The sequence below is a fragment of the Niallia taxi genome, from assembly GCF_004005475.1.
In the GTDB taxonomy this organism is placed as follows: domain Bacteria; phylum Bacillota; class Bacilli; order Bacillales; family Cytobacillaceae; genus Niallia; species Niallia taxi.
In genome coordinates, this window is the sequence record NZ_RZTZ01000005.1 from 95190 (window position 1) to 117432 (window position 22243).

Consider the following 22243-nt stretch of genomic DNA (forward strand, 5'->3'; position numbering starts at 1 on the left):
TATTTATTCAATCTTTAATAAGTAGATAAATAAAATATGGTGCGCCAAGACAGGAGACAACAAGTCCTACGGGTATTTCTGTTGTTGCCATTAAGTTTTTCCCTATCGTGTCGGCAGTTAGCAGCAAAAAGGCTCCTATTAAAGCTGCGACCGGAAGGAGGGTTTGGTGTCTTGGACCGATAATTCTTCTTGCAAGATGTGGGGCTATTAAACCGAGAAAGGAAATTCCCCCACCAACTGATACACAAGCTCCAGCGAGAGCAACTGATATAAACAGGAGGATGCCTCTTTCCTTTTCAATGGAAACTCCAAGTCCAGCTGCTGTATTTTCGCCTAGCTGCAATAAATTTAGCTTATGTGATTTATATAGGGCTATTGGAACAAAAATACAAATCCAAGGGAGCACGGCAAAAACATAATCCCAGCTGGCACTCCAAATGCTTCCTGTAATCCAAATGGTTGCTTGTGTGAAATCTCTTGGATCCATCATTAGCTGGAATATAATAATTAAAGCAGCAAACGCTGAGTTAATACCGATTCCGACTAGTACAAGGCGCACTGGTGAGACGCCGTCCTTCCATGCGATTACATATATAAGACCTGCAGCAATTAATGCGCCCAGCAGTGCAGAAAAGGGCATAATAAAAACAGATGCAGCGCCTGTGCCGAAGGAGCTTCCTTGGAAGAAGAATATATATAAAATCACAGCGAAGCCTGCTCCGGCATTTATGCCAATAATGCCTGGATCTGCCAAGGCGTTACGAGAGACGCTTTGCAGGATTGCTCCGGCAATAGCCATACCCATTCCTATTAAAAGGGCAATAACCATCCGAGGTAACCTGAAATTGTACAATATGTTTGTACTTTGTGGTGATCCGTTTCCGAGGATGGCCTGCACTACCTCAGCCGGTGAAATTTTAATAATACCCAAATTCAGGCTGAGGAAGAAAACAAGAATGATGGCTACAACTAGACTTGAGATGGTTATAATAAAGCGCTTTGGTTGTGACATCATAATCCTCTCCCTTCACGACGGGCTAAATATAGAAAAAATGGTACGCCAATCAATGCAGTAATGGCGCCTAATGGTGTTTCAAAGGGCGGATTGACGACACGGGCGCCAACATCCGATATAACTAATAAAAGTGCACCAATGACAGCAGAACAAGGAATGATTAGTCTGTAATCAGGTCCGACAATAAATCGTACTATATGTGGAATGACTAAACCGACAAAGCCGATTGTACCTCCAACTGCAACCGCTGCACCCGTTAACAGTAAAACAGCAATAGTACCAAGGAATTTGACAACTCCTGTGCGCTGTCCAAGACCTGCTGCCACATCCTCACCTAAGCTTAAAACAGTTATTGATCTGCTGATAAATAGAGCAATAAGAATCCCCACGATTGCTGCCGGAAGCAGTAATTTAATACTTACCCATTGAACCCCGGCAACTCCGCCAGCATACCAAAAGCTTATATCCTTTGATATATCAAAGAAAAGGGCAATTCCAGTTGAAATCGAACTAAGAAGTGCAGTGACAGCAGAGCCTGCGAGCGCAAGCTTAATCGGTGTAAGTCCTCTTTTTGATAAAGCCCCAATAGAGAAAACAAGCATAATGCCCAGTCCTGCACCTAAAAATGCAAGGAAAAGAAGCATCACATTAGAAGCAGACGGGAACAAGGCAAACCCGATTGCAATCATAAACCCTGCTCCAGCTGTCACCCCCATAATGGACGGGGAAGCAAGGGCATTTCTTGTCATCCCTTGCATGATTGCCCCTGACACTGCCAAGCATGCTCCGATTAGTGCTGCGGCAACGGCTCTTGGCCAGCGAAGGCGATGAATAATTTGATGCTGCGTAGATTGCGGGTCATAATGAAGGATACTTTGCCACACTGTTGAAACACTGATATCAGCTGCTCCATATATAATGGATAAGCACATTGTCACAATCAAGAGGGCGAGGCCCAAAAGGATGACAGCTGCAGCTGTTTTCGGCCTGTAAATATCTTTTGTCACACCCGGTTTATTTTTTTTCATATTGGACCAACTTTCTGACCAGAATTCAAAAATCAATTTATAATAATACAAAATTAGAACAAACTAAAAAAATCTTTCAGTAGCTATAAAAAATTTGTCGGATTTATAAATAAATTTTACTAGAAAATGATAAAAAAATACATAGTCTATTGAAAATGATAATTGTTATCACTTATAATGTGATTATAAACACTCAGGAGGGTACATAGATGTCTAAAAAAATGGCTAAATCGCTTTTATTTGCTAGTTTATTACTTGTATTTACTATATTAGCTGCTTGCGGCAATAATAGTGATTCCGATAAGAATACAGGAACAGATACAACAGAAGAAGCAAAAGACCGTACATTAAAAGATGCTATGGGACATGAAGTAAAAGTTCCAGCAGAACCTAAAGCAGTAATTGGTTCTTATTTAGAGGATGAGCTTGTTGCACTTGGTGTTACACCTGTAGCACAATGGTCTGTTCGAGATGGCGAAGGCGTACAGGCTTACTTACAAGATTCGTTAAAGGATGTTCCTACAGTTGATTCTGAACTTCCATACGAGGCTGTTGCAAGCTTCAAGCCAGACCTGTTGCTGATGACTTCTGCTGCTACTGTTGAAGGTGCAAAGTATGAGCAATATTCTAATATCGCACCAACATATGTTGTTTCAGAAGAAAACAACAATGATTGGAGAAAAAGACTGGAAACAGTTGGAGAAGTACTAGGTAAAGAAGACAAAGCAAAACAAGTCTTGGCTGATTACGATAAAAAAGCGGAAGAAGCAAAAGCTAGCATTCAGGATGCTGCAAAGGATGAATCAGCAGCAGCTATTTGGCTTGTGGGCGGAAAATTGTTTATCGTTAGTGAAAATGTATCGAGTGGTGCAGTACTTTATGGTGATTTAGGTTTAGCAGTACCAGAAGTAGTAAAAGAAATTTCTAAAACTGCAACTGGTAACTGGTCTGCTATCTCCCTTGAAAAGCTTGCCGAGCTTGATGCAGACCACTTATTCTTGATTAACAGTGACGGCGACAGTGCAGAAACGCTAAAAGATCCATTATGGAAAAATATTCCGGCTGTGAAAAATGGTAATGTTTACGAATATGGCCCAGACACTAGCTGGTTATACTCTGGATCTATTGCTAATACACAAATCATGGATGATGTTGTAGAAAGCATAACGAAATAATAAGGAAAGCACATTTCTAATTCAGGAATGTGCTTTATTTTTTTATAAATCGGAAAGACCTCCAGCAAACAAAGGGATATCCAGCCTGCATATCGAAATACTAAGGATAGTTAATGTCAGGAGGAGAGCCTTATGAACAGAATTAATTTAATCGCATTAGGAGTAAGGAATATAGCAGACTCGTTAGCCTTTTACAAAGCTATAGGCTTTCAAGCCTCTGTAGTTGGTACGGATGAGGAGCCTGTAATAGTTTTCTTTAGAAATCAAGGTTCTAAATTGGAGCTGTTTCCTCTTGAGCTTTTAGCAAAGGATATTAATGAGGAGAATCCTCCAACTGTTACTGACGGAAAAAGCTTTCCAGGGTTTACTCTTGCATATAATGCGAAATCGGTAGAAGAGGTCGATGACATTTTTAAAAGGCTTATTGAGACAGGAGCAGAAATAGCCAAAACTCCAAGGGAGACATCATGGGGAGGCTATGGAGGCTACTTTAAGGATATAGATGGTTATTATTGGGAAGTGGCATATGGGCCAGACTGGGAGTTTGATGAAACTGATATGCTTGTCATCAACTAAGAAATTAGGGGAAGGACCATTAATATGGTCTTTTTTGAATTGATTTTTCCTAATTGAAAGAGACTAAGGAAAAGAAATAAGTGAAGAGGTTAAATAAATGGGCGGACTACTAGAGGGATATTACGACAAAGCAATAGAAAAGACAAAGACATTGATAATAGTGGATATTGAAAGATATTTGCAGGAACAAGACAAGCTTCCATCCTATGAGCAATATTTGCGTGAAAGAGGAGAGTTTATTCAGCATATATGGTTAAATACATGGATTAACATGGCTGGAAGTGAGTCATCAGGAAGAGAGAAAAAGGATTATTTAGAAGAAAAGGGCATAGATACAGAAGGTTTAACAAAGAAAATGATTAAGCAGCTATTCAGGCAGGAAACGAGAGACGTAAAGCCATATAATTTTGAAGGATGGCTGGACAGTCTTTATGCAGGGAAAGAGCAAGAATGGCAGGCTTTTTATGCAAATGTTAGGGCTAAATATCTTGAATGGAAAGAAAACGCAGAAATTCGTGAAAAAAACCGAAAGCTTAACAGTAAGTTTGCTTATTATATCGAGCAGATTTTAGGAGAACATTACGAGGATCTATATGTATATGTGCGTTATTTAATCGGTTGTCATTTGGAGATAGAAATAGAGGGGAATGGCATTGTTTTATCATCAGATGATGTTTCATTTGAGGAGTATTTATATAATGAGTTAGATATGCCTTATAATCAGTTTTATTTTGTGGAGGATAGGACAGCGGCATATGAAGATATGATTGCTGCTTACTTAAATGATTTTGGACCAAATTGGCTTAAACAAAATTTGCCAGAGCATTTGTTGGAGGAATATCAGCAGGTCACAAATAAGCCTGTCCACTTAACCTACTTAAGAGAAATTGCCGCAGATTATAGTCAGGACATTGCTTCAGACTTTTTCGCTGATCTTCTTGAGGAAAGGCTTGAAGATCTTACAAAATTAATCGATATTCCCTTTGATTTAGGACATCATCGTAATATTTATATAAAAGACAGGACAACAAGAGAGCAGCGCGAACGAGAAGATAGAGAAGAGAAAAGAAAGCGCAAAGAGAAGGAAAAAAAGATGCTCGAGGATATATTCGGATCGGAATATAGCCCACCTGCTGGCCGGGACATTCAATATAAGCTGCATGTTGGAGAAACAAATACTGGAAAAACCTTTCAAGCGATACAAAGGATGAAGGAAGCGGCAAGCGGTCTGTATCTTGCACCATTGAGATTGTTAGCATTGGAAATATATGAGAGGCTCAACGGAGATGGTGTTCCTTGTTCTTTAATTACAGGAGAAGAGGAAAAGCTGGCAGAGGGTGGAAACCATCTTTCATGTACAGTCGAAATGTTTCGAGAGAAGGATTTTTATGAAGTAGTGGTGATTGATGAGGCCCAAATGATCGCTGATAAGGATAGGGGCTTTTCTTGGTACAGAGCAATTACTAAGGCTAATGCAAAGGAAGTTCATATTATCTGCAGCTTTCATGCGAAAACGATGATAATAGATCTGTTAGGCGATTCTGATGTAGAAGTGAAGGAGTATGAAAGGGAAACGCCATTACAAGTAGAAACAGCTTCATTCAAGTTAAATGACACACGAAAAGGCGATGCCCTTGTCTGCTTCTCAAGAAGAGGCGTTCTTGAAACTGCATCACAGATTCAAAAGATGGGAAGACAGACAAGCATGATATATGGAAGCATGCCGCCTGAAACGAGAAAAAAACAGATGCATCGTTTTATCAATGGAGAAACGTCTGTTATTGTTTGTACGGATGCGATTGGAATGGGTTTAAATCTTCCAATCAAACGGGTAGTTTTTTTGGAAAATGATAAATTTGATGGTACGAAACGAAGAACCCTTACTTCTCAAGAGGTCAAACAAATTGCAGGAAGAGCAGGCAGAAGAGGCCTATACGAAGTAGGGAGAGTAGCCTTTGCGAGTGAGACTAAGATGATGAAGGGCCTGCTGGAGAAAAAAGACGAGGAAATCCATGGCTTCACAATCGCCCCTACCTCTGCAGTTTTAAAAAGATTTCAAAAGTATTCAAGCAGTCTAAGTTTGTTTTTCTACCTATGGGAGAACTTTAAAAATCCAGAAGGAACGAAAAAGGCAACCTTAGCAGATGAGATGCTATTATACGATATAATTAAGGATACTATGGTGGAAGCAAGGTTTTCAATGGATGATCTATTCGCCTTTCTGCGGCTTCCATTTTCTGCGAACGAGCCCTTGCTAAGAGCACAGTGGAAAGCGAAGATGCTGTCTATTGTGGGAGATAGCGAATTGCCAGAGCCGGTCATTAATAAGTCTAGTTTAGAGGAGTTGGAATTGTCCTACAAATCAGTTGGTCTCCATTTGCTCTTTTTATATAAGATAGGAAAAACAACGGAGGCTCATTATTGGGAAAGAGTTCGGGAGGAGATAAGCGATCTTATTCATGAGCAATTAAAATCTGGAGTAAAATTGCGCCGTAATGTATGTGAAACTTGTGGGAAGGAGCTCCCGCATCGCTTTAAGCATAAGATATGTAATGAATGTTTTTTCATAAGATAAACAGAGCCGAAGGACGGACTAGTACCCATCCTTTGGCTCTGTCTTTTATTTCATTGGAGAGGCTGACTCCTTTCTTGGCCATTCCCCTACAAACTCTTCCACATGATAAGATAAGAAATCACGGAGCTTCTCATTTCGGTCATCTAAAAACAATTGATCTGCTATAGCTGTGACAATTCTTGGTATGCCATAGCGCATGCCAGAAAGAGCGGATGCAGCCAAACCACAGCTGATGAGAGCAGAATAATTAAAAGAAAAAAGACCATAAAGCATTGCTTCTCCAGCTTTGTCCTTACTCATAAAGGAAAAACCGTTAGAGAGATAGGGATGTGCATCAATTAAAGGATTTGCAATATCATCAGGTGCTTTGTAGTAATCCTTCCAGCGAGCGATATACTTTTCTACTGATTTCAGCTCGGGCCGTAGGGCAGGATCAGTGATTAATCCAGTACTAACTATTAAGAAATCAAAGCTGTCCTTTCCATGAGGTGTGGTTACACTAGCACATCCTTGGTCTTCTTCAACATGCAGCCAAGGAGCACCTAAATGAAGACGGAAACCTGGCCAATTGCTGGCTCTTTCAAAAATGTCATTAGTAGGAGGCTGATTATGTTTGAAAAAATGTACCATACTAGCATATTTTTCTTCATCAGAAAAGGCGGGGAAGCGTTCAATCATGCCTGACACTTCCATTTGTCTAATTGGATTAATGCGCGGCAGCTCCTTTCTGCGAACGAATACATGCACTTCACTTGCTCCTTTTGAAAGTGCATAGTTAGCATTATCGAAGGCTGATGCGCCTCCACCTAAAATGGCGAGTTTTTTTCCTTTAAGCTTATTGAAATCAATGGATTCGGAAGTATGGGAATAAAGGCTTTTTGGTAAAGACTCTGAAATGAAGCGAGGAACATGCCATTCACCGCCTCCTTGAATACCTGTTGCAAGGATAACCTTTCGTGCTAAAAGTTTTTCTTTAATAGCTCCATTTTTACAAACTTGAAGACAATGAAGCCCTTCATTAAGTGGTTCAATGTGCTGAAGCTTTGTGTTATTGATGACAGGCAAATTTAGTATATTTCGATACCAGCGTAAGTAATCCATCCAGCTTCCTCGTGGTATTTTATCTAGCTGCTCCCATCCTTGTAATCCGACCTGTGCTTCCCACCAAGCACGGAAGGTTAAGGAAGGAACACCAAGGTCTATTGATGTAAGATGCTTAGGTGTACGCAATGTAACCATTCTTGCATAAGTATCCCAAGGTCCTTCATAGCCCTCCGGATTTTCATCGATGACAAGGATATTGCTGATACGTTCCCGCAAGAGACCAAATGCAATTCCTAAGCCAGATTGTCCACCGCCAACAATGATGGCATCATATACATGCCCATCTTTATGAGAACGAGGTTGTATCCAATCTGTTCCACCAAAGTTTATATAAGATAGGTCTGTTCTCACTCGTTCATTTAAAGCCTCTAAGCTCATTCTTTCCTCATCCTTCCTTCATCCTGTCATTTGTATATCATGTGAGGTTTTATAACATGAGTTACCTTGGAAATATATTATCATCTTTGTTTGTTTATTGTATTGATAATATATCTAAATTTTCACTCTTTTTTTAGTCAATCCGCCACCAATCCCAAAAATAAGGAAAGAATTTGACGTTAGCCTAATTTTTTAGTAAAATATAATCATCATAGAGCTAATGCTCATGAACATTTTCATACTCCAAAGGGGAGTAGCTAACAGTTACGTCGTCAATACGTGGCAGTATTTATGCCACCGGCCAAACTGGCAACATGAATTGTTGTTTGCGAGACCTTTGCCTAAATGGTAAAGGGATAAATATGTCTATTATTCAAACCTTTACCGCAAAGCTGGTAGAGGTTTTTTGTTTTTCTTAAAAGGGGGAATAATAAAAAGAACGTTAAATGGAAAGACCAAACAACACAATACAATATAAAAATGGAGGAATAAAAATAATGATGAAAAAACTTTTAACTGCGGTGTTAACACTAGGCCTTATCTTTTCACCTGTTGGAAACGTTGTATTTCATGATCAGACAACAACAGTAGAGGCGAAATCCTACAAATCAGGAAAGAGAAGCTTTAATACAAATAACAGCAATACAAATACAAACACAAACACAAATTCTTTTTTCCAGAAAAAGCAAACGAACAATACAACAGCAAATACTAAATCTAATCGAGGATTCTTCTCCGGTGGAGGCTTGATGAGAGGGTTAATGATCGGTGGTTTGGCAGGATTGCTGTTTGGCGGGCTCTTCGCAAACATGGGGATATTAGGCTCTATTTTAGGTCTGATTGTTAACGTGCTTGCAATTGTTATCTTAATTAGTGTCATCAGAAAAATCTTTGTTTATTTCAAAAAGAAAAAAAGAGAGGAAGCAGATAATTGGAGAAGCTAATTATTCCAGAGCAGGATATAATAAATGCGCTTTGTGTTTATATTTCGAGGAAAAAACAAGTCCGTCCAGAAGAGGTGGAAGTGGAGCTAATGTATGATGATGATTATGGCTTCTCAGCAGAGTCTTATGTAAATGGACGAAAACAAGTGCTGATTGCCCAAAACATTATTGAAGCATTACGACTATGGATGGAAGAATATATGAATATCGATCCTTACATTGGCATTAAATTAGTGCTTGATGATGAGCAAGGGATTATTGCTGTAACAAGATAATGAAGCTAAAGAGTCGTCAAGGAAATCTTGACGACTCTTTTTATTAATCAAAATGAAGTTTATAGTCATCTGCTTTTATAAGCTTCAGCTTTTTTGCAAATAAATAGATAAGAGCGATATTAAGAAAAATTGGAATGATAAAAAATACGCCGATCATAATGGTAATATTTTTGGAGGTCCAGCCACCATCTGCAAGGTGCATATAATTTAACGGACCTACTAGTCCGGATAGTCCAAAGCCTGCACTGTATGGTGTTCCTTGGATATTAAGGAAGCCTGCAAGTGCGCCTAATACTGCTGAAGTAATGAGCATTGGCACCAATATTTTTGGTTTCATAAAGAAGTTTCTCATTTGAATTTTGGGTGAGCCGAGCACATGAGCGAGTGCCGTTCCCAGTGCATTCGCTTTGTAGCTTGCAATTGCAAGCCCAACACCTGCTGCGACAATTCCAAGATTAGCAGCACCGGAACCAATGCCGGATAAAGAAATGACGGTCGCAAGTCCAACTGTCGACACTGGTGACAAAATGATAACACAGAAGATGACAGCAATGACAGCACCCATTAGGACTGGCTGGAGGGTTGTGACATGCTGGACACCAACACCGATAAGTCCTGTTGAGTTTTTTATGTATGGCAATAGGAGATAACCAGCCATGCCTGGGATTAAAATACTCAAGGTTGGGAGAAGCAGAATGGCATAAGCTTTTAACCTGTCCCCCACTAACTGGACAAAAATAACAGTTAAAGCAGCCGTCAGTCCTGTGTTAATAACAACCCCGATTCCGTTTAAGGTAAATAATCCGTCAGCCGTCTTTTGCACGACACCGCTTCCGACCATTGCGGCAATTCCAACACTTGCTGTTTGAATGGATGTTAGTTTAAAGGAGATACCAACCATTACACCGATAAGCACAGGCAATAGGCTCATAACGAATGCGGTAATATCATAAACATGTTGAAGGAATGGCATATATGGTATTAAGAGCTTTAGAATCTCTCCTAATAATGCATTAGGAATTAGTGAAACAACGATCCCGATACTAATACCAGTCAATAATTTATTGAAAAATTCTTTCATTCCTGTATTCTCCCATCCCTTGTTTTTTTGTGTAATTATATGAAAAATATGGATAATCGTCAATAAAAATTTTTAATGCTTCAACGCATAAATGTATAAAAGTAATAAAAATGAAAATAACGTGAATAATAGTAGAAAAATCAAAAAGAAATATTTGGAAAGACGTATTCAAGCCCTTCCCAGTTTGGTAGACTATGTATGTACAGAAATTAACTAAAAGGTGCATAAACATGAATTCATACAAGGATTTTAATGTAAAGGTTTATTATGGAGTTATAGCTTTTATCATCATGTTCATGGTTTCAGGAATGGTTGCAAGCTTCTTCATGGAAACAGCAGGGCTGCGTGTTGGAAATTATCTTAATGCAGTGGAAGTTGTTTTATTATCTGTGCTTTTGCTGTTGTATCCAAAGATTTCCGGATGGTGGCTTAATTTCTTGATCATCATTGTAGGAACTTCCTATTTTTATACGATTTTTTATGTGTATCCTGACACATGGTCATCATTTATATTTGTGTGTTTTATCCCGGCTATTTCTATTTTGTTTTTTGATAAACAGCTGTTCATCTTTTCCATGGTAATGAATATTTGCCTTTACTTTTTAGGCTATGCCTATATTCTATTTATGGATAAGGCAGAGACATTTGGGCTGTTAGGAGTAAATGTGCCAGGTAATATCATTAACTTCCTAGGAAGCCAAGCACTTTTATATTGTATCTTTTTACTGACATATGAACGGATTAAGAAACAGCAATTATATTATAAACAGCTACAGCAATCGGAAAGGCTTAAGACTACAGGGCAATTGGCAGCGGCGGTTGCCCATGAAATCAGAAATCCATTGACGGTCGTTAAAGGCTTCCTGCAGCTATACCAGCAGGAGGAAAAAATGGACGAAGGTTCAAAGCGTAATTACAGTCTGATGATTGACGAGTTGAATACAGCGGAGCACGTCCTTTCACAGTTCCTTATGCTGGCAAAGCCAGATAATGATATAAAATTGGAAAAGGTCGAGGTAGAATCCTTGCTTCAAAGTGTGACAGATCTTGTGAAATCATATGGGATTCTTCGGGATAACAATATCTTTCTTCATCACGTAGAGAAGGATTGCTACATTCTTGTTAATATAATTGAGTTTAAACAGCTTATGATTAATTTATTGAAAAATGCGATGGAGGCATCGCCATATGGTGAGCCAATTTTCATTGAATCAGAAATTCAAAAGGATATGGTGGAAATAAAGGTGACTGATCATGGCTGTGGAATGTCAGAGGAGGAAGTCCAATCATTAGGAACACCATTTTATTCTTTAAAAAGTAAAGGGACAGGCTTGGGCATGATGATATGCTTCAATATTGTGGAGAAATATAACGGCAAAATTAACATTGAAAGTAAAAAAGGGGAAGGAACAGCTGTGAAGATACAGTTTCCGATTGTGAAGAACCCTTAAATGGAAAAGAGGCTGGGACATAAGTATGTGAACCAGCGTAGAGACCGAACTGCTTAATCAACCAATGATTAAATAGTTCGGTTTTTTGTGTTTTTTAGTTTTAATACAATGTTTAGAAATCTTAGTGGAATGGAGCGGAGGCCACTCGACTCCTGCGGGAAATAGAGGAAAGGATGAGACCCCGCAGGCGAAGACGAGGAGACTCATCTTCCTCCCCGCGGAAAGCGAGTGGGTGCAGCGCAAAGAAACGAACAAACTTTAACTCAAAATTCTATTTGGACACAACCTTCATTTTTCAAATTTAGTTGTAATTCTATATTCGTGTTTAGAAAGCTTATCTTTTGTTTTGTCCCAGCCTCTTTTTATGATTTCACTCATTTTACTCTGGACTGTCCATATTATAAATAGGTCATATGCTTCAGCAAAAACAAAGGAGGCATATGATTGCCTCCACAAGCCCTTATTATTTTGTAACAGGTTCTTTCGCATTCCATAGTTCTTCTGCTACTTCTACGACTAATCTTAGCTTTTCCCATTGCTGTTCTTCTGTCAGCTTGTTTCCGTGATGTGTGGAAGCAAAACCACATTGCGGGCTTAAGCATAGCTGCTCTAAAGGCACATGGTTCGCTGCATCGAGAATCCGTGATTTTAAAGCTTCTTTATCTTCAAGCTCACCGAATTTGGATGTAACAACACCTAAAACTACCTTTGCTCCGTCATGAGGGATATGCTCAAGTGGTTTAAAGTCGCCAGAGCGCTCATCATCGTATTCAAGGAAAAAGCCGTCCACTTTCTCTTTTGCAAGCAGTGTTGGTGCGATTAATGAATAGCTGCCCTCAAAAGCCCATGTAGACTGATAATTACCTCTACATAAATGTGTTGTAACAATAAGGTCCTCTGGTTTATCCTCAAGAATGCTGTTAATCACGAAAAGTGCTAATTCAATCCAATGTTCTCTGCTGTACTCACCATCATTGAATATATGCTCAGGAGAAGAAAGTCTGGCAATATAAACATCATCCAATTGCAAATAGCGTACGCCAGCATCATAAAATGCTTTAATTGCATCACGATAAGTTTGGATTACATCCTTTGTGAAATCCTCCAGATTCGGATAAATGGACTCATCACGGATTGTGCTATAGAAAAGCTGATTTGGGCTAGGAATCGTTTGTTTTGCAACAGCACGGTCTCCAACGATTTCAGTAAATACTTTAAAGTCCTCAATGAATGGATGATTTGGATTAAAAGAAATTTTTCCGTTGTTACGAATATTGTATCTTTCTGTTTCGACCCCATCAAACTTGTAACCAGTCTCTGGTACATAGCCCTCAATTCCGTTCAAGTGCTCAAGAAAGTCTAGGTGCCACCATGTACGTCTGAATTCTCCGTCTGTGACAGCTTTTAGACCAACTTCAATTTGTTTATCAACAATCCTTTTAATTTCTGCTGTTTCGACAGCGCGAAGTTCATCCCTTGTAATTGTACCCTCTTTATATTCTCGTCTTGCTTTATGTAGGCTTTCAGGTCGTAATAGGCTGCCAACGTGATCTGCTCTGAATGGTCCTTTGTTAAGTAGGTTTGTCATAGTTAATTCCCGCTTTCGTTAAGTATTTTTCTAAATGAAAGAAGATAAGCCTCTAAGACGCAAAAAGCCCCTTCTTTGTAAATAAGAAGAGGCGAACATTCACATTGGCTCTTCTTATCTCCAAGCATTAAGCTTCTGGAATTAGCACAGTATTCTAGAAAAGAATCTGTTGCTGAGGTATCGCAGGGCCAGTCCCTCCACCTCTCTCGATAAGAAATGAAATTATTTGTTAGGTTTTGAAATATCTGTTTACTAGATTAATTGGAAAAGTAGAAATAGTCAAGAAAAATAAATTATTATATCAAAATATCATTTTGGTTACTTTTTCTTAAAGAGCAGATACATGAAATATGGTGCACCAATAATAGCTGCCATAATTCCTGCTGGAATTCCGTCAGGATCAAGGATGTTTTTGCCGATTGTATCCGCTGCAAGCAAAAATAATCCTCCTACCAAAAGTGCAATAGGTAAGTATAGCTTATGTCTCGGTCCAACTAAAGCTTTAGCAATATGAGGTCCCATCAGCCCGATAAAAGAGATGCTTCCAGTTGCAGAAACTGCAGCAGCAGCCATAGCAACCGCTACAATAGCTAAACTGATTCTTTCTTTTTGGATAGATGCACCAATACCGACTGCAACAGGCTCGCTGAAAGTAAGAACATCAAGCTTATTTGCTTTGTATAAAGTAAAGGGAATACATATGATCAGCCATGGGAGCATTGCGATAATATACGGCCAGTCTGTGCCCCACACATTGCCTGCAAGCCATTTCGAAATAAATTCTACCTTTTCTCTTTCGGCAGAGTTTATTAGAACTACCATGATTCCTGATAAGGCCATGGAAAAGCCGACACCAACTAGTACAAGGCGAGTCGGTTGGAAGCCAAGATTTTTATCATACGAAAAAATATAAATAAGCAGGGCTGAACCAACAGCACCAATAAATGCACAGACAGGAATCATATAAATAAATGATCCAGCATCAATCGGGAAAAACAAAAAGAAGATAGCAACGGCTACACCAGCACCAGCGTTTATGCCGATGATGCCTGGGTCTGCCAAATCATTTCTCGTGATTCCCTGCAGGATTGCTCCAGAAAGTGAAAGTGCAATGCCTGCTAAAAGTGTAACAATGATTCTCGGAAGTCTGACAGAATAAAGAATAAATTCCTCTGTGAACGAACCGTTACCAAACAAGGTTGGCAGAAGCCGGGATGGCGCGAAAGCTGCAGAGCCTACACTCAAGCTGATTCCAATTGTTAAGAAAATAAGCACCGCAAGCACTACAATAGTCCATTTTTGTTTTCTAAGCAAAGCAGTTGATATCATGCGAATTTATTCCCTCCTTTTTTAATGATTAATAAAAAGAAAGGTAAGCCTAAAATACTGATTATTGCTGCTACAGGTGTTTCATATGGAGCATTCAGTGTTCTGGCAACAGTATCTGCTAACAGCATAAATATCCCGCCGGCTATAGCAGTAATAGGAAGAAGGAAGCGGTAATCTGTTCCTGCAGCCCAACGGACCATATGTGGCACCATCAGCCCAATGAATGCCATATTTCCGACTAATGCTACAGCAGCACCTGCAAGAATAGTGATGACAATGAAAAGCAATGTTTTGACTAGAGCAGTTTTCTGTCCGAGCCCGACAGCAACATCTTCACTTAAACTCAAGATAGTAACCTGGCGTGACAAAAGGAAGGAGATAATAATTCCAATTAAAATTGCCGGAAGAATCACTTTTAGTTGCCCCCAGGATGTTCCGATAAGTCCTCCAGAAGTCCACATAGACACATTTTTGTTAATGTGAAAAAACAGACTAATTCCTTCAGCAATAGCTGTGAGAAAAGCTGTTACAGCAGACCCTGCAAGCACAAGCTTCAGCGGGGAATTGCCGCCCTTTCGAAGCATACCAATGCCAACAACTAAAATGGTGCCGATAGCAGCACCGACAAAGCAAATTAACATTATACTGAAATAATTTAACGAAGGGATAAGTGCCATAGACAGTGCCAATGCAAAATTTGCGCCTGCAGTTAGTCCAAGCAAACCAGGATCTGCAAGTGGGTTCTTCGTTATGCCCTGCATAATAGCTCCTGAAACGGCTAAAGCAGCCCCAACTGCCATTGCGGCAATTTCCCTAGGAAGACGAATCTCCCGTAAAATACTGCTGTTTTGATTGGCATGATCTGAAGTCATGGCAATCCATAAGTCTTTTAATGATGTATCAGCAGCTCCAAAAACCATGGAGACAATAAATGCTATAAGCAACAGAGAAATACCTATTATTAACTTCCATACAAAAGAAATAGATTTAGTCATGTTATATCATCTTTCCTGTTTAGATTTGGATAAACAATATGCTGCGCACAAGGTGCACAGCATTCAAAGTTAGCGTGAAATGGTTAGTTTGCTAGAAAATGCTCCTTGAAGAATTCCAATTGATAATCCAATGTTAGAGGATCATTGAAGTAGAATTCATTTGCATTTGCTGTAAACACATGATTATTTTTAACTGCTGGTATATTTTTATAGGAGTCTGTTTCTTGATAGGAGTTATCTTGGTCTGCATATTCACTAATAATCAAGTAATCTCCAACATATTCAGGCAGTACTTCTGTGGATAAAGCATAATAACCATCAGTAAGTGCCATTTCTTTTACTTTTTCCGGCATTTTCAGCTTCATAGCTTGATAGAGGATTTCTGTTCCACGACCCCAATTGTCGCCGAATACATACATTTGCTTATTAAAGTTCTCGATGACAGAGACTGTTGCATCTTCTCCTATTTTTGCCTTTATTTCTGTTCCAGCTGTTTCAGCTCGTTGCTTAAAATCATCAATCCAGGCTTGCGCTTCTTTTTCTTTATTTAGCACCTTTCCAATTTCAAGATGCTGTGTTAAATAGTCTACCTTTCCATATGTAAAGGTTACAGTAGGTGCAATTTCTTTTAATTTATCGGCGTTTTTAATAGTAGATAATCCAATTATTAAGTCAGGCTTCAATTCAATTATTTTTTCCAGATTCTCATCTGATACTTCTGCCACATCTTTTAGTGTGGAATCAAATCTTGGGTTGAGCTTTGACCAGGAATCGACGCCGACGACGTTAACTCCTAATGACATTACGCTTCCAGCAAAGGAAGACAATACAACTACACGTTGCGGGTCTGCTGGAACCTCGACAGGTCCATTTTCTGATTGGTAGGTGATCGTTTCTGATTTCTTGTCCGTTTCTTTAGCATTACTGCTAGTTTCAGCTGCTTTATTCCCGCAAGCACTAACTAGTAGCAACAAGATTAGAATCATTGGCATAAAGAACTTCTTCATTTTTCTGTTCTCCTTTTATTAGGTGGTAAGTTAAGCAAATCGGTTTGTTTGTGCGAGGGTCTTCCCCTATTTCTGCATCAATTTGAAAAACTTTTCTTAAAATATCCTTTGTCAGGATTTCAGTTGGGCTACCTGCTTTAATTACTTCGCCATCTTTCATAGCAATAATATAGTCAGCAAACCTTGCCGCTTGATTCAAGTCATGGAGAACCATTACAATTGTTCTACCTTGTTCTTCATTCAGCTTTTGCAATAATTCAAGCACTTCTAACTGATGTGCCATATCTAGATAAGTTGTCGGTTCATCAAGAAAAATAATGTCTGTTTCTTGTGCTAGAGCCATGGCAATCCAAGCACGCTGCCTTTGACCACCAGATAGTGCATCTACAGATCTGTCTTTGAATTCCATCGTGTTGGTTGATTCTAATGCCCAATCAATCGCTTCAATATCATGCTTTGTTAGTTTCCCGAATCCTTTTTGATGGGGAAAACGTCCGTAGGATACTAGCTCCCCGACTGTTAAGCCTGCGACACTCTCAGGTGTTTGGGGAAGGATAGCCATTTCTTTTGCAAGCTGTTTTGTATGTATTTTGCTAATATGCTTGCCATCCAATAAGACAGAACCCGATTGGTGCGGGATAATCCGTGTCATTGCTTTTAATAATGTGGATTTTCCACATCCGTTCGATCCGATAATTGTCGTGATTTTGCCATCTGGAATAACTACATCAAGATTTTTTACTATTAGTTTTTCGCCATAACTGATGCTTATATCCTCTGTATATAAACGCCCCATCGTATCCTCCCGTGATATTTTTTATGATAAATAAATGAGAATGATAATCATTTTTGAACAAGTAAATCTTATTATCGTTTCATATTTCTGTCAATATTCCATTGTAAAAAATTTAAAAACAGGTTATGATACTAATTGAGAATGAGAATCAATTTAAATTTAATCCCAAACCATAGGAGTGAAGTGATATGGAAAATACAGAAATATTCGATGTGACGATTATTGGTGGTGGACCAGCAGGACTTTACTCTGCTTTTTATAGTGGTTTAAGAGAAATGAAGACAAAAATCGTTGAATTTTTGCCGCATTTGGGAGGAAAGCTCCATCTGTATCCTGAAAAGATGATTTGGGATGTAGGCGGCGTTACGCCACTTCCAGGAGAAAAGCTAAGAGAACAACTTGTGCAGCAAGGATTGACATTTAATCCGGAAGTTGCCTTAAATACAAAGATTACATCCATACGCAAAAACGCGGAAGGATGTTTTATATTAGAATCAGCCAATGGTGAGCTGCACTATTCGAAAACAGTAATTGTTGCGGTGGGCAGCGGCATACTTACCCCTCAAAAAATAAAAATAGAAGGTGCTGAAAGATTCGAGGTTTCTAACCTGAACTATACTGTTAAATCACTGCTGCAATTCAAGGATAAAACGGTAGTTATCTCAGGTGGAGGCAATTCAGCAATAGATTGGGCACTTGAACTAGAGCCAGTTGCGAAAAAAGTATATATAACATGCCGAAAAGACAGCTTTAGAGGACATGAGGCTAAAGCGACACAGCTTATGGATAGTAAGGTAGAAATCTTGTTCCATACTTCTATCACGAAGCTTATCGCGAAGGATGGTCATGATACAATTGATTCAGTTGAAGTAACAAATGACCAGACTGAAGAAACAGCACTGCTCGATGTTGATGAAGTTGTCATTAATCATGGTTATGAAATGGATTCCTCTTTATTGAAGAACAGTGAATTAGATATAGTGATGCGCGAAGAATATTATATTTCAGGTACGGCTAATAGCGAGACATCTGTTGCAGGACTTTTTGCTGCTGGAGATATTTTGAAGCATGATGGAAAGGTTCATTTAATTGCAGGTGCTTTCCAAGATGCAGCGAACGCAGTAAATAAGGCAAAGCTGTTTATTCAGCCTGAGGCTAATACAAGCGGAATGGTTTCCTCTCATAACGAAGTATTTAAAGAACGCAATAAAGATATTGTTAAAAATATGATGCAGTGTGACGATTGTACACAAATGAAGGTAAAAATATAAATAAAAATAAAAAAATCCACTGTCAGTGACAGCGGATTTTTTTTTATTCTACAGAAACGGCCGTTTCTAATGCATCAACTGGCTCTCCTGATGTCGTTAGTTCGTAAATAGTGTTTCCGTCTTCCCAAGTTATCCGTGTTTCAGCTTTGTCTTCTCCAGCTGGATAACTAACCTCAACAAAGCCATTATCATTTGGTGCAGGGAGAGAATGGGACTCTAAATATTCAACCATTTCCTTGCCGACTGTTTCTATATCCCGATTGTCAGCAGAAACGGTTTTAACTTGCATAACCCATCTGCCTTCCTTCCATTGTAGATAAGTGCTTCCAGCAGCACCCTCTATCATTCCTTTAATACCGTATCCTAAATCGACAGACATATCCTCTGGAATATCCTTCTCGTTGAATGTTGGGAACGTATTACTAGCTTCACTGTTAACATTGGCTGAAAATTTTGCCAGTGGCTGTACATTTTCCTTTGATGTTAAGGAAGGATCATTTATATCCTTCTTTGTTTCAGAAGAATAGAAGCTGACATTATAGCTTTCCTCTGTGTTATCGTTGATATTAACGGCCACATAATTACCGGTTGCTACCGGAACGGTTTGTGGTAGTACCGCCTCTTGCATTTTTAGCTGGTTCTTGACGTCAGCTATCCATTCACTATTTGTATTGTCCTGTGAAGCAGCAGGCTTGTTCGTAGTTTGCTCTGCCTGTACTTGATTGCTGTCAGCAGACACCCTGTCGTTATTAGCCTGTTCGTTTGCGTTACAGCTTGTGAGAAAAAGGAGAGTACCTGTGACCATTATGGGAAAAATCTTCATATTAATTCTCCCTTCTTTTTTCTTGTTACTTTTTTATTCCCTATCCTCACAAAAAAATGAGTAAATTTTAAAAAAACTTTAAAAAAATAATAGAATAGGAAGCAGGCCTATTCATAGAATATGTAATGAGATGTTACAAATTAAGGTTCCCGAATGAAATTTACTGAATATATTAGTAAGTTAATATTTTAGCATAGTATCTTTATATTTATAGGAAAAAGCAGATTATCTTCAAGTGAATTTTAAAAATGCATTAAAACTTATGTTAATATTTCGTCGGTATTTTTGTTATAGGAGTAGAGAATTGTAGAAATTTCCCGTTTTTTTGTGTAAAAAAAGACTTAAATAACGTTATGTGTTAATAAACATTACATGAGTTTGGCATAATCAGGGTATTGCTTTATATATAGAAATGCGGTTAATATAATAATCACATTAGTAAAATTATTCAAAAAACTTTTGGTGAATATGAATAATCGAATGCTAATGAAATGATAGAAAGTGCCGATAAGAGGGAAGTAAAGCTATTTAGAAACAAAACTGTCACAAATTTTCAGATTTGTTGAACTAGTTAAAAATTATACTGGACAGCAAAGACAGCAGTGTACTAGAATAGCAAATATGTTTCAAAGAAATAGAGAAAGAGCTTTGGAGATTTTGTTATTTTCGGAATACTTAAACAAAATGGGGGATTCAAACATGAAAAAGAAGCTTAGTTATTTGTTAGCAACATCTGCTTTAGCGGCAGGAATCTTGGCTGGATGTAGTCCAAAAGGTGAAGGCGGCGCTAGCAGTGATGAAATAAAAATCGGTGTTAACTTGGAGCTTTCTGGCCAGGTAGCATCCTATGGACAGTCGTTAGAAAGCGGTATTGATTTGGCAATTGAAGAAATCAATGCAGACGGCGGAATCGACGGCAAAAAAATCGTCCCAGTAAAGGTTGATAATAAATCAGATCTTACTGAAGCAACAAATGGAGCTCTTAAACTAATTGATCAAGATAAAGTATCTGCAATTATCGGTGCTGCAACAAGCGGCGATACAGTTGCTCAAGTACAAATTGCAAATGATAAAAAGACAGTATTGCTTACTCCATCAGGAACGGCTCCAAATGTGACGGTAAATGATGATGGCTCTGTAAATGATTATGCATTCAGAACATCCTTTATCGATCCGTTCCAAGGAAATGTAGCAGCTAACTTCGCTTCAGAAAAACTGAATATTAAAAAAGCGGCAATTTTTGCTGACAGTGCCAGCGACTATGCGAAAGGTTTAGCGGCTGCGTTTAAAGAAACATTTGAAGCAAATGGCGGAGAAATTGTATCAGAAGAAGCTTATGTGGCAAAGGATACAGATTTCAGCTCAACACTGACAAATATTAAAGCGAAAAAACCAGAGTTCGTATTTATCCCAGGTTATTATGAAGAGGTTGGACTAATTATCAAGCAAGCTCGTGAAATGGGTATCACTGTTCCATTTATGGGAGCTGACGGCTGGGATTCACCGAAGCTTATCGAACTTGCTGGTGCAGAAAACTTAAACAACACATATATCACAAACCATTACTCTTCTGAAGATCCAGATGAAAGCATTCAAAAATTCGTTACAGCGTTTAATGACAAGTACAGCAAGAGCCCTGACGCATTCAATGCACTTGGCTATGACTCTGTATACTTATTGAAGGATGCTATGGAAAGAGCTGGAAGCACAGATTCAGAAAAAGTGAAAGATGCATTAGCTGAAACAAAAGACCTGTCCTTGATTACTGGTGTAGTTACAATTGATGAAAATCATAACCCAATCAAATCGGCAACAGTGCTTGAATATAAGGATGGAAAGCAAGTCTTCAACTCAAAGGTTAATCCTTAATAGTTCAAAAAATGGGGGGGAGCATCCTCCCTATTTTTATATTTTAGGAGAAAAAAAGGTTAGTTTTGGAAAAAGGAGTGAGAGAACATGGAATGGATACAGCAGCTTGTCAACGGCATCTCTCTTGGCAGCATTTACGCACTTATTGCATTAGGTTATACAATGGTTTACGGAATTATTAAACTGATAAACTTCGCCCATGGAGATGTCTTTATGATTGGCGCCTTTATTGGCTTTTATTCGATTACTGGATGGGGGCTTAGCTTCTTTCCGGCCTTGCTTGTATCGATGGCAGCTTGTGCTGTTTTCGGAGTAATCATTGAAAGAATTGCTTACAAGAGGCTTCGTAATGCTACGAGGATAGCGGCGTTAATTACAGCTATCGGCGTATCCTTATTAATAGAATATGTATTTATTTACTTTAGGGGAGCTGGTCTTGTTGCTTACCCGAATGTATTGCCAACAAAAACTTTTGATTTCTTTGGTGCTCAAATCAGCAGCAAGTCATTATTAATCCTGGGAACATCTGTAACATTAATGCTTATATTGCAATTTATCGTTCATAAAACAAAAACAGGAAAAGCAATGCGTGCCGTTTCTCACGATATGGATGCAGCAAGACTTATGGGAATAAATGTAGACAGAACTATTTCTGCTACGTTTGCGATCGGATCGGCATTAGCAGGTGCTGCCGGAGTTATCTTCGGTGCATATTATACAAAAATTGAACCATTGATGGGAGTCATTCCAGGCTTGAAGGCGTTCGTTGCTGCAGTACTAGGCGGTATCGGCATCATACCAGGAGCAATGATCGGAGGGCTTATATTAGGCCTTGTTGAAACGATTGTAAGTGCATTGGGCTTCTCCCTTTGGAGAGATGCTGCTGCATTTATCATTTTAATTTTGATTCTTATCTTCAGGCCTGCAGGCATTTTAGGCAAGAATACGAAAGAGAAAGTGTAG

19 protein-coding genes and 1 riboswitch are annotated in these 22243 nt (G+C 38.9%); of the genes, 9 read left to right on the top strand and 10 right to left on the bottom strand.

Annotation, left to right across the window (positions count from 1 at the left end; all coding sequences use genetic code 11):
- Nucleotides 1-7: 7 nt before the first annotated feature.
- Nucleotides 8-1015 (bottom strand): FecCD family ABC transporter permease, encoded by a 1008-nt coding sequence (locus tag EM808_RS14230; protein ID WP_127738868.1) that lies wholly within the window; start codon nucleotides 1013-1015, stop codon nucleotides 8-10.
- Nucleotides 1012-2043 (bottom strand): FecCD family ABC transporter permease, encoded by a 1032-nt coding sequence (locus tag EM808_RS14235; protein ID WP_127738869.1) that lies wholly within the window; start codon nucleotides 2041-2043, stop codon nucleotides 1012-1014. Before EM808_RS14235 ends, EM808_RS14230 begins: the two co-directional genes overlap by 4 nt.
- A gap of 209 nt (nucleotides 2044-2252) precedes the next feature.
- On the opposite strand from EM808_RS14235, the gene EM808_RS14240 reads away from it, so the two are divergent.
- From EM808_RS14240 to EM808_RS14250, 3 genes are all read left to right on the top strand, one after another.
- Nucleotides 2253-3218, top strand: coding sequence for an iron-hydroxamate ABC transporter substrate-binding protein (locus EM808_RS14240; RefSeq protein WP_225314749.1), 966 nt, complete (start codon nucleotides 2253-2255; stop codon nucleotides 3216-3218).
- Nucleotides 3219-3350: 132 nt separating this feature from the next.
- The gene (locus EM808_RS14245; RefSeq protein WP_127738870.1) at nucleotides 3351-3794 is read left to right on the top strand and encodes a VOC family protein; all 444 of its coding nucleotides are present in this window, start codon (nucleotides 3351-3353) and stop codon (nucleotides 3792-3794) included.
- 97 nt (nucleotides 3795-3891) lie between these two features.
- A complete protein-coding gene (locus EM808_RS14250; RefSeq protein WP_127738871.1) occupies nucleotides 3892-6369 on the top strand; it encodes a DEAD/DEAH box helicase in 2478 nt (825 codons plus the stop codon).
- Between the two features lie 45 nt (nucleotides 6370-6414).
- Here the strand turns inward: EM808_RS14250 and EM808_RS14255 are convergent, their stop codons facing one another.
- Nucleotides 6415-7851, bottom strand: a complete 1437-nt coding sequence (locus tag EM808_RS14255; RefSeq protein WP_127738872.1) for a flavin-containing monooxygenase — start codon at nucleotides 7849-7851, stop codon at nucleotides 6415-6417.
- 500 nt (nucleotides 7852-8351) lie between these two features.
- Here EM808_RS14255 and EM808_RS14260 point away from each other — a divergent pair, with 500 nt between their 5' ends.
- Nucleotides 8352-8795, top strand: coding sequence for a preprotein translocase subunit Tim44 (locus EM808_RS14260; RefSeq protein ID WP_127739124.1), 444 nt, complete (start codon nucleotides 8352-8354; stop codon nucleotides 8793-8795).
- Entirely contained in the window at nucleotides 8783-9070 is a 288-nt protein-coding gene (locus EM808_RS14265) for a YxcD family protein (RefSeq protein WP_127738873.1), read from the top strand. The genes EM808_RS14260 and EM808_RS14265 overlap by 13 nt, the downstream gene beginning before the upstream one ends.
- A gap of 43 nt (nucleotides 9071-9113) precedes the next feature.
- Here EM808_RS14265 and EM808_RS14270 read toward each other — a convergent pair whose 3' ends face one another.
- Entirely contained in the window at nucleotides 9114-10151 is a 1038-nt protein-coding gene (locus EM808_RS14270; protein ID WP_127738874.1) for a PTS transporter subunit IIC, read from the bottom strand.
- A 230-nt stretch (nucleotides 10152-10381) separates the two neighbouring features.
- On the opposite strand from EM808_RS14270, the gene EM808_RS14275 reads away from it, so the two are divergent.
- Nucleotides 10382-11602 (top strand): sensor histidine kinase, encoded by a 1221-nt coding sequence (locus EM808_RS14275; RefSeq protein ID WP_127738875.1) that lies wholly within the window; start codon nucleotides 10382-10384, stop codon nucleotides 11600-11602.
- Nucleotides 11603-12065: 463 nt separating this feature from the next.
- Here EM808_RS14275 and EM808_RS14280 read toward each other — a convergent pair whose 3' ends face one another.
- From EM808_RS14280 to EM808_RS14300, 5 genes are all read right to left on the bottom strand, one after another.
- On the bottom strand, nucleotides 12066-13190 hold the full coding sequence (locus EM808_RS14280; protein WP_127738876.1) for a 5-methyltetrahydropteroyltriglutamate--homocysteine S-methyltransferase: 1125 nt from the start codon (nucleotides 13188-13190) through the stop codon (nucleotides 12066-12068).
- 111 nt (nucleotides 13191-13301) lie between these two features.
- A riboswitch (SAM riboswitch) is annotated at nucleotides 13302-13406 on the bottom strand.
- Nucleotides 13407-13508: 102 nt separating this feature from the next.
- Nucleotides 13509-14519 carry a FecCD family ABC transporter permease gene (locus EM808_RS14285; RefSeq protein WP_127738877.1) on the bottom strand — a complete coding sequence of 337 codons (1011 nt, stop codon included), beginning with the start codon at nucleotides 14517-14519 and terminating at the stop codon, nucleotides 13509-13511.
- Entirely contained in the window at nucleotides 14516-15514 is a 999-nt protein-coding gene (locus EM808_RS14290) for a FecCD family ABC transporter permease (protein WP_127738878.1), read from the bottom strand. The genes EM808_RS14285 and EM808_RS14290 overlap by 4 nt, the downstream gene beginning before the upstream one ends.
- 83 nt (nucleotides 15515-15597) lie before the next feature.
- Nucleotides 15598-16521 (bottom strand): iron-hydroxamate ABC transporter substrate-binding protein, encoded by a 924-nt coding sequence (locus EM808_RS14295; RefSeq protein WP_127738879.1) that lies wholly within the window; start codon nucleotides 16519-16521, stop codon nucleotides 15598-15600.
- Entirely contained in the window at nucleotides 16472-17317 is an 846-nt protein-coding gene (locus tag EM808_RS14300; protein ID WP_127738880.1) for an ABC transporter ATP-binding protein, read from the bottom strand. Before EM808_RS14300 ends, EM808_RS14295 begins: the two co-directional genes overlap by 50 nt.
- Before the next feature lie 188 nt (nucleotides 17318-17505).
- Between EM808_RS14300 and EM808_RS14305 the strand changes: the two genes are divergently transcribed.
- Entirely contained in the window at nucleotides 17506-18588 is a 1083-nt protein-coding gene (locus EM808_RS14305; protein WP_127738881.1) for an NAD(P)/FAD-dependent oxidoreductase, read from the top strand.
- A 43-nt stretch (nucleotides 18589-18631) separates the two neighbouring features.
- Here EM808_RS14305 and EM808_RS14310 read toward each other — a convergent pair whose 3' ends face one another.
- The gene (locus tag EM808_RS14310) at nucleotides 18632-19411 is read right to left on the bottom strand and encodes a hypothetical protein (RefSeq protein ID WP_127738882.1); all 780 of its coding nucleotides are present in this window, start codon (nucleotides 19409-19411) and stop codon (nucleotides 18632-18634) included.
- A 699-nt stretch (nucleotides 19412-20110) separates the two neighbouring features.
- Between EM808_RS14310 and EM808_RS14315 the strand changes: the two genes are divergently transcribed.
- Nucleotides 20111-21280, top strand: coding sequence for an ABC transporter substrate-binding protein (locus tag EM808_RS14315; protein WP_182101938.1), 1170 nt, complete (start codon nucleotides 20111-20113; stop codon nucleotides 21278-21280).
- An 87-nt stretch (nucleotides 21281-21367) separates the two neighbouring features.
- On the top strand, nucleotides 21368-22243 hold the full coding sequence (locus EM808_RS14320) for a branched-chain amino acid ABC transporter permease (RefSeq protein WP_127738883.1): 876 nt from the start codon (nucleotides 21368-21370) through the stop codon (nucleotides 22241-22243).

Bases quoted from the DNA above. Each gene is read 5' to 3' on its own strand.
- EM808_RS14230 (WP_127738868.1), bottom strand. From the start codon at position 1,015: ATGATGTCACAACCAAAGCGCTTTATTATAACCATCTCAAGTCTAGTT.
- EM808_RS14235 (WP_127738869.1), bottom strand. From the start codon at position 2,043: ATGAAAAAAAATAAACCGGGTGTGACAAAAGATATTTACAGGCCGAAA.
- EM808_RS14240 (WP_225314749.1), top strand. From the start codon at position 2,253: ATGTCTAAAAAAATGGCTAAATCGCTTTTATTTGCTAGTTTATTACTT.
- EM808_RS14245 (WP_127738870.1), top strand. From the start codon at position 3,351: ATGAACAGAATTAATTTAATCGCATTAGGAGTAAGGAATATAGCAGAC.
- EM808_RS14250 (WP_127738871.1), top strand. From the start codon at position 3,892: ATGGGCGGACTACTAGAGGGATATTACGACAAAGCAATAGAAAAGACA.
- EM808_RS14255 (WP_127738872.1), bottom strand. From the start codon at position 7,851: ATGAGCTTAGAGGCTTTAAATGAACGAGTGAGAACAGACCTATCTTAT.
- EM808_RS14260 (WP_127739124.1), top strand. From the start codon at position 8,352: ATGAAAAAACTTTTAACTGCGGTGTTAACACTAGGCCTTATCTTTTCA.
- EM808_RS14270 (WP_127738874.1), bottom strand. From the start codon at position 10,151: ATGAAAGAATTTTTCAATAAATTATTGACTGGTATTAGTATCGGGATC.
- EM808_RS14275 (WP_127738875.1), top strand. From the start codon at position 10,382: ATGAATTCATACAAGGATTTTAATGTAAAGGTTTATTATGGAGTTATA.
- EM808_RS14280 (WP_127738876.1), bottom strand. From the start codon at position 13,190: ATGACAAACCTACTTAACAAAGGACCATTCAGAGCAGATCACGTTGGC.
- EM808_RS14285 (WP_127738877.1), bottom strand. From the start codon at position 14,519: ATGATATCAACTGCTTTGCTTAGAAAACAAAAATGGACTATTGTAGTG.
- EM808_RS14290 (WP_127738878.1), bottom strand. From the start codon at position 15,514: ATGACTAAATCTATTTCTTTTGTATGGAAGTTAATAATAGGTATTTCT.
- EM808_RS14295 (WP_127738879.1), bottom strand. From the start codon at position 16,521: ATGAAGAAGTTCTTTATGCCAATGATTCTAATCTTGTTGCTACTAGTT.
- EM808_RS14300 (WP_127738880.1), bottom strand. From the start codon at position 17,317: ATGGGGCGTTTATATACAGAGGATATAAGCATCAGTTATGGCGAAAAA.
- EM808_RS14305 (WP_127738881.1), top strand. From the start codon at position 17,506: ATGGAAAATACAGAAATATTCGATGTGACGATTATTGGTGGTGGACCA.
- EM808_RS14310 (WP_127738882.1), bottom strand. From the start codon at position 19,411: ATGAAGATTTTTCCCATAATGGTCACAGGTACTCTCCTTTTTCTCACA.
- EM808_RS14315 (WP_182101938.1), top strand. From the start codon at position 20,111: ATGAAAAAGAAGCTTAGTTATTTGTTAGCAACATCTGCTTTAGCGGCA.
- EM808_RS14320 (WP_127738883.1), top strand. From the start codon at position 21,368: ATGGAATGGATACAGCAGCTTGTCAACGGCATCTCTCTTGGCAGCATT.